Annotated in this window: 1 protein-coding gene and 1 pseudogene; one reads left to right on the top strand and one right to left on the bottom strand. The window is 47.3% G+C overall.

Annotated elements, in window-relative coordinates; genetic code table 11:
• Nucleotides 1-161: 161 nt before the first annotated feature.
• A pseudogene (gene tet, locus GYB81_RS23590) lies at nt 162-1232 on the top strand (Tet(A)/Tet(B)/Tet(C) family tetracycline efflux MFS transporter); the annotation flags it as partial.
• Between the two features lie 733 nt (nt 1233-1965).
• Here tet and GYB81_RS23585 read toward each other — a convergent pair.
• On the bottom strand, nt 1966-2865 hold the full coding sequence (locus tag GYB81_RS23585; protein ID WP_032494864.1) for an inhibitor-resistant extended-spectrum class A beta-lactamase VEB-9: 900 nt from the start codon (nt 2863-2865) through the stop codon (nt 1966-1968).
• Between the last annotated feature and the right edge of the window lie 181 nt (nt 2866-3046).

The following is a 3046-nucleotide window of genomic DNA, read 5'->3' as shown; positions in this document are numbered from 1 at the left end:
GTTAGATCATGCCTAGCATTTCGATTTAGGAAACTACGCCCCGCATTCAGCAAAACCGCAACCCGAAAACAGACCCGACTGACATAAAGTATCTTATCAGAAGTTGCTTACTCTTGAAAAGCAGTTGACCCGGGACACGTTTTCCCCTTAAATTTAACGACGTCACCGCCCACTATGGCATTCTGCTGGCGCTGTATGCGTTGATGCAATTTGCCTGCGCACCTGTGCTGGGCGCGCTGTCGGATCGTTTCGGGCGGCGGCCGGTCTTGCTCGTCTCGCTGGCCGGCGCTGCTGTCGACTACGCCATCATGGCGACGGCGCCTTTCCTTTGGGTTCTCTATATCGGGCGGATCGTGGCCGGCATCACCGGGGCGACTGGGGCGGTAGCCGGCGCTTATATTGCCGATATCACTGATGGCGATGAGCGCGCGCGGCACTTCGGCTTCATGAGCGCCTGTTTCGGGTTCGGGATGGTCGCGGGACCTGTGCTCGGTGGGCTGATGGGCGGTTTCTCCCCCCACGCTCCGTTCTTCGCCGCGGCAGCCTTGAACGGCCTCAATTTCCTGACGGGCTGTTTCCTTTTGCCGGAGTCGCACAAAGGCGAACGCCGGCCGTTACGCCGGGAGGCTCTCAACCCGCTCGCTTCGTTCCGGTGGGCCCGGGGCATGACCGTCGTCGCCGCCCTGATGGCGGTCTTCTTCATCATGCAACTTGTCGGACAGGTGCCGGCCGCGCTTTGGGTCATTTTCGGCGAGGATCGCTTTCACTGGGACGCGACCACGATCGGCATTTCGCTTGCCGCATTTGGCATTCTGCATTCACTCGCCCAGGCAATGATCACCGGCCCTGTAGCCGCCCGGCTCGGCGAAAGGCGGGCACTCATGCTCGGAATGATTGCCGACGGCACAGGCTACATCCTGCTTGCCTTCGCGACACGGGGATGGATGGCGTTCCCGATCATGGTCCTGCTTGCTTCGGGTGGCATCGGAATGCCGGCGCTGCAAGCAATGTTGTCCAGGCAGGTGGATGAGGAACGTCAGGGGCAGCTGCAAGGCTCACTGGCGGCGCTCACCAGCCTGACCTCGATCGTCGGACCCCTCCTCTTCACGGCGATCTATGCGGCTTCTATAACAACGTGGAACGGGTGGGCATGGATTGCAGGCGCTGCCCTCTACTTGCTCTGCCTGCCGGCGCTGCGTCGCGGTGCATGGAGCCGGGCCACCTCGACCTGAATGGAAGCCGGCGGCACCTCGCTAACGGATTAAATTTAAGGGGATTTCGCGCACGGGGTCAACTGTTTTAAGCGGGGATGCAGCTTCTGATAAGGTGTTTTATGTCAGGAGGCTGGGGACTTTTCCGGGGTTTGTTTTGATGTACGGAGCGTAGTTTCCTAAAAAGAAATTTCAACCGGGGCTTCTCTTTTCTCTATTTTGTTGCGGTCAATTCTTTATTTTTCAGAATTTGCTACCGTTTCCCAAAAGTATTCATTTTCACTTAAAAAACAAAAAACTTCAATTTTTCTTTACGTTGCGAGCTTGAACTGCCAAACTCTCGGAGCCGTTTCTCGTTGGTCGCAACCACAACGCAAACCCTTGCAGACTTAAGATCCATGCAGATTCCGCTGAAGAACCATTCGCTCCGAAGGAGCATAGACCGGAACAATCTGCGTCCAAGTTTTCTTTTTTTCTTTTTTGTTCCTCTCAACGGTAGCCTTTCAAGAAACTTTCCATTTTTCAGTTCCGCAACAAACACTCAATTTTCTTTTCCAGTCTCCAAAAGCACAAAAACCTAAAAATACCAATTTCGCTTTTTTTCACCACTGAACCATAACGGTTTGGGCTATGGGCAGTGGCGGTTTGCGTGAGCCTTTCCTGTCAAACCGAGAAAACGCTCGGGCGGGCTACCGACTTTGCAAATTGCACTTCAACCCGCCATTGCCTATGAGCCAGTGTTAGCGGTAGTTTTTTATTTATTCAAATAGTAATTCCACGTTATTTTTGCAATGTCTGAAATAATCTTTTCATTAATTTCCGAAGTTTCTTTGGACTCTGCAACAAATACGCTTATAAAAATTAATTGTCCATTCGGTAAAGTAATTACCCCAACATCATTAGTGGCTGCTGCAATTCCATTATTTATTCCGGAAGTCCCTGTTTTATGAGCAACAATTGTATTCTTTGGTAATTGTCCTTTTAATCGGTTACTTCCTGTTGTTGTTTCTCTCATAATTTTCCAAATAAAATCATAACTTTTTTTAGAAAGTAATTGGTTCTTATTATTATAAGTATCTATTAACAGTTTGTTCATCGCTGTTGGGGTTGCCCAATTTTGATATTGGGTATTCCAATCCTTGTGCATTTGTTCTTCGTTTGCTTTGATTGAAATATCAGTGAAATGATTAGCATTCAAGAATTTTTGAACAGAATCAGTTCCTCCGATTAATTTTAGCAAAATATCACAACCAATATTGTCGCTCTCTGATACTGTATAATTTAGTATTTGTTCAATCGTCAAAGTTGTTCCATTAGGGAATTCCTCTTTAATCGGACTCCACGTTTTAGGCAAAAGGTCTTGAGGGGTAATCTCTATTTTTTGTTCAAAAGAAAGATTCCCTTTATCTATCTCAGACAAAACGGCTAAAGCAATCGGAAATTTCATAACGCTTTGCATCGGGAAATGGAAGTCGTTATTAATCTTCAAAGTATCCTTCTCATTGCTGTTGAATATTGCTACTCCTATTCTGGCATTTTTTGCCTTTAAAACATTCTCAATTTTCAAAGTTAAGTTGTCAGTTTGAGCATTTGAATACACAACTGTAAAAAATAAACTTAACAATACTAATAATATCCTTTTTACGATTTTCATATGTCTGTACTCCTATCTGGTTAAATTATCGATTTAGGAAACTACGCCCCGCATTCAGCAAAACCGCAACCCGAAAACAGACCCTGCTGACATAAAGTATCTTATCAGAAGTTGCTTACTCTTGAAAAGCAGTTGACCCGGGACACGTTTTCCCCTTAAATTTGCTCACAGCCAAACTATC

It is taken from the genome of Pseudomonas yangonensis (assembly GCF_009932725.1).
Lineage (GTDB): Bacteria > Pseudomonadota > Gammaproteobacteria > Pseudomonadales > Pseudomonadaceae > Aquipseudomonas > Aquipseudomonas yangonensis.
Note: the sequence above shows the minus strand (reverse complement) of the source record. Positions and strands in the feature narration are given on the sequence as shown.